This is a genomic window from uncultured Chryseobacterium sp., assembly GCF_913776365.1.
Taxonomy (GTDB): Bacteria; Bacteroidota; Bacteroidia; order Flavobacteriales; family Weeksellaceae; genus Chryseobacterium.
In genome coordinates this window covers 1-3956 of sequence record NZ_CAJYMO010000342.1, presented here as the reverse complement: position 1 = coordinate 3956, position 3956 = coordinate 1, and the positions used below count along the sequence as shown (strand labels likewise).

The 3956-nt window shown below is 48.1% G+C and carries 5 protein-coding genes; 2 read left to right on the top strand and 3 right to left on the bottom strand.

Translation table 11 applies throughout. The features are described from left to right. Positions 1 to 401: 401 nt before the first annotated feature. A complete protein-coding gene (locus QZ735_RS18500; RefSeq protein ID WP_294251764.1) occupies positions 402 to 1517 on the bottom strand; it encodes an alkene reductase in 1116 nt (371 codons plus the stop codon). Positions 1518 to 1665: 148 nt separating this feature from the next. Here QZ735_RS18500 and QZ735_RS18495 point away from each other — a divergent pair, with 148 nt between their 5' ends. Then, positions 1666 to 2064, top strand: coding sequence for a helix-turn-helix domain-containing protein (locus QZ735_RS18495; protein ID WP_294251761.1), 399 nt, complete (start codon positions 1666 to 1668; stop codon positions 2062 to 2064). 47 nt (positions 2065 to 2111) lie between these two features. On the opposite strand, the gene QZ735_RS18490 is transcribed toward QZ735_RS18495, so the two are convergent. Further along, on the bottom strand, positions 2112 to 2447 hold the full coding sequence (locus QZ735_RS18490) for a helix-turn-helix domain-containing protein (protein WP_294251758.1): 336 nt from the start codon (positions 2445 to 2447) through the stop codon (positions 2112 to 2114). A 113-nt stretch (positions 2448 to 2560) separates the two neighbouring features. Between QZ735_RS18490 and QZ735_RS18485 the strand changes: the two genes are divergently transcribed. Then, positions 2561 to 3334 (top strand): SDR family oxidoreductase, encoded by a 774-nt coding sequence (locus QZ735_RS18485; protein WP_294251756.1) that lies wholly within the window; start codon positions 2561 to 2563, stop codon positions 3332 to 3334. 282 nt (positions 3335 to 3616) lie between these two features. On the opposite strand, the gene QZ735_RS18480 is transcribed toward QZ735_RS18485, so the two are convergent. After that, on the bottom strand, positions 3617 to 3956 hold a 340-nt coding region (locus QZ735_RS18480; RefSeq protein WP_294251753.1), incomplete at its 5' end, for a hypothetical protein.

Genomic DNA, 3956 nt, shown 5'->3' with positions numbered 1-3956 from the left:
AGGTTTTCAAAACCTTATAGGTTTAACATGCTGTCATTCTCACTGAACCACCGTCATTCCGGATCCTGATGCAGGAAAGGATGTATATGAGGCCGGCGTAAACGAGGAAACCTTATGCCCTAGCCCGGATCGCAGCGGTTACCCCACAGCATGCAGCGGGAAAAGCCGGGATACAGCCTGGAAAGAATCGGCGCGAGGAGTATGAGCGGAGAGCCGGATCCAGCTCCCGGGAATTTAAGATTCAAGGCCAATTTAATATATTAAAATAAAACAAACAAAACCTTATCATCCTTTTCCATGTTCATTTTACTGAAAGAATGGCATTCCGGAAGGTCGGACCCGTCATCTGTATCTCATACAGGCTGGCCGCTATTCGTTTGGCCTGTTTCAAAAAAAACCCACTATTCAGAAAAACCTGCTTCAGGATAAGTAGTGTATCCGTCTTTCCCGCCCGAGTAATAAGTATCCCGGTCACTTGCAGATAACGGCAGATTATGGGTGAAGCGTTCCACCAGATCCGGATTTGCAATGAAAGGTTCGCCGAAAGAAACCAGATCTGCATACCCTGCCTTTAGGATTGCGTCAGCACTTTCTTTGGAAAACCCTAAGTTGGCCATGATCCTTCCCCGGTAATGATTGCGGAAATGCGCAAAGTAATTTTCCTGCAGTTCTTCTACGGGGGTACCGGACAGGTCTTCAGCAGGCCCTACGATATGGACAAAAGCCAGCTGATAACGCTCCAGTGCACTCAGGATATACTTAAATAAGGGAATGGTCTCTTCATCCGGCTTTACGATTCCTACACTGCTGATCATTACCGGGCTGAATTTGATGGCAACCCGGCCGGCGCCCCACACTTCCGTAACGGCATCCAGGATCTCAAAAACAATACGGGAACGGTTTTCAATGCTTCCGCCGTACGCATCGGTGCGCCTGTTGGCAGCCGTGCTCAGAAACTGCGGAATAAGCATACCTGCTATGGCATGTATTTCAATCCCGTCAAAACCGGCATCTTTTGCATTCCGGGCAGCCTGTTTATAATCCTGTACCGTGCGGTGGATATCCGCAACCGTCATTTCACGCGGTACTACGGTATCCTTAAAACCTTCCGGCGTAAAAGACTGTGATTGTATGTTGACGGCCGACGGTCCCACCGGAAGTTCACCGTTCTGCAGATCCGGATGGGCTCCGGCACCGATATGCCCCAGCTGCGAGAAAATAAGGCCTCCTTTATCATGCACTGCGCGGGTAACGGTTTTCCATCCTTCCACCTGCTCCGGTGTATAGATGCCCGGTACATTGATAAAGCCGACGGACTGCGGGTTTACCCAGGTACCTTCCGACAGGATCAGCCCTGCAGAGGCACGCTGCGCATAATATTCCGCCATGAGTGCGATGGGTACCAGGCCCGGATTGACGGCTCTGCCACGGGTAAGTGAAGCCATCACCACCCGGTTTTTCAGTTTCATATCCCCTGCAATATACGCCTCCAGAAGAGGCTGTGATCTGTTGTCCATTGTCATTATATTTAACATTATAATCTGCAACAAAGGTCATTCAATAATCACAAAAGGGCAATATGGGATAAATTAAGATCATAGGGATAAAATTATCCCTATGCACATTTCGGACAATATGATGTATTTTTGTCTAAAATTTCAGCGCATGTACGAAAGAAAAATTCCCCTTACAGTCGATTGCGGGCTGCACCTGACCAGAGAAATCCTGAACGGCAAATGGAAGCCGGCGCTACTCAATGCGATTTCCATGGAAATCAAACGGCCCAGTGAACTGCTGAGGATCCTCCCGGATGCCACGCGCCGCGTCTTACACGTACAGCTGAAGGAACTCGAGGCGCATGGAATGATTGTAAAAAAGGTCTATCCTCAGTTACCGCCTAAAGTAGAATATTCGTTAACGGAAACAGGCTGGTCCCTGATGCCCGTCATTGATGCGATGAACGTCTGGGGCGATGAAAACCGGGCTTTCCTGGAAAAAGTGATTGCCCGGAACCCGAAAACCGGAAAACTGTCAAAGTCTCCCTGTGATTTCATCAAGCGATAAGAAAGAATGGCCGGCATGAACACAGGCAAAGTGTAGGATCACTGCCCTTATGACGCTGTTCCTACAAACTCCTGCCCCCATTTGTTTAATTCATTGATGATGGGCTCCAGCTTCAGCCCTTTTACGGTAAGCGTATATTCAACGGTGGGAGGAACCGTGGCAAATACTTCCCTTATCACAATGCCGTTGGCTTCCATATTCTTCAGTTCCTTCACCAGCATCCTGGTATTGATTCCGGGAATCAGACGCTCCAGTTCGCTGAATCTCTTTTTACCGGTGAAGAGGGCGTAAATAATAGACATCGACCATTTTCCTCCGATAACGTTAAGGATATCCTGCAGTGCACACCGCTGTTCATTTTTTTTTATTTTTTTTTCGCTCATATCATCCTGATTCTGTTGAAAGCTTTACTTTATGGTATTACTGTACAAACATGTAACTCCTTGCAAAAGTAAAGTAATCTGTTTTCCTTTGCAATAGATTTTAAAAATAAGATATGGAAAACGCATTAAAAGGAAAAGTTGCCCTGGTAACCGGCGGCACCAAAGGAATAGGCAAAGCGATTGCCGATCAGCTGAAGAACAGAGGCGCTGAAGTAGTTGTCATTGCACGGACCGAGCCGGAAGAGCCGGCTGATGACCGGTACTTCATCGCTGCCGATCTCACGGAAGCCGGCAGTGCTGAAGAAATACGGAAAAAAATCATCGGCAGATATGGCCGGATTGATATCATCATCAATAACGCAGGAGCCAACCTGAGCCCGGGCGGTGGATTCAGTGCCCTTGAAGATGAACACTGGATCACCGACTGGCAGCTGAACTTCCTTTCGGTGGTACGCCTTAATAAAGCCCTTCTGCCAGACATGCTCGACCGGAAAAAAGGAGTCATCATCAATATTTCCACCAATGCCGCCAGACAGCCGCTCTGGGATATGACCATGTCTTATTCTTCTGCAAAGGCAGCCCTGAATGCTTACAGCAAAGCCCTGGCTACCGAACTCGGGCCAAAGGGAATCAGGGTCAACGTAGTTTCTCCCGGCGTGGTGGAAACGCCCCTGATGCTTGAATTTATTGACACGGTGGCGAAGCGGTCCGGTATCAGCAGCGAACAGGCCTATGAAAACATGATGCAGGCAGTAAACGTACCGTTAAACCGCATGGCAGAACCGGAAGAAGTGGCCCACCTGGTTGCCTTTCTGGCATCTGATGATGCAAGATACATTACCGGCATTAATTACTCGGTGGACGGGGGTGCTTTGCCTACCGTGTAAAGCAGGAGCCATGGCCATGATGCAGATAGAAAAAAGGCCATATCCGGACGTGTTGCAGAATGCCGGCAGGCATCGGTAAACTTTAAGACAAGGAATGATCAGGATGTATAGATCCCTCATCTTAACGTTTGTTGATGCGCAAAAAGCCAGGCAATACCGGATATATCATTTGATCAAAGCGATCGGCCATATTGGTGGCCGATCGCTTTCATTTTGCAGTTTTACGAAATGATGAAAAAGATCCGCTAACGCATGTGTTTCTTTCTCAGCCAGATTCTGTATCTAGTTAATATTGTAAATACGGCGAAATCTTATATATTTTGTATAATCTTCCGTTGACTTCTTCAGTATTCCCGAATTGTCACCGTAATCCGGCGTTGCGGATCCGGGCTGGGTGATAACGATCTTAATGCGGTCGTTGCTGCTGAAGTTAAGGATGGTACGCGGCAGAATAAGGGTCTGCAGCTGATTGGACACCCCCACATCAAATGGCAGTGCGGTTCCTGCCACGGCTGTCCAGGAAGTCCCGTTGTTGACGGATTTCATGACGGTAAAGGCAACGTAGGTATAGTTTGAATTGTCTGCAGCGACATTCCGTAACGGATTGAAATTGAAATTGCCG

Coding starts and splice junctions, on each gene's coding strand:
- QZ735_RS18490 (WP_294251758.1), bottom strand. CDS start 2,447: ATGAGCGAAAAAAAAATAAAAAAAAATGAACAGCGGTGTGCACTGCAG.
- QZ735_RS18495 (WP_294251761.1), top strand. CDS start 1,666: ATGTACGAAAGAAAAATTCCCCTTACAGTCGATTGCGGGCTGCACCTG.
- QZ735_RS18485 (WP_294251756.1), top strand. CDS start 2,561: ATGGAAAACGCATTAAAAGGAAAAGTTGCCCTGGTAACCGGCGGCACC.
- QZ735_RS18500 (WP_294251764.1), bottom strand. CDS start 1,517: ATGGACAACAGATCACAGCCTCTTCTGGAGGCGTATATTGCAGGGGAT.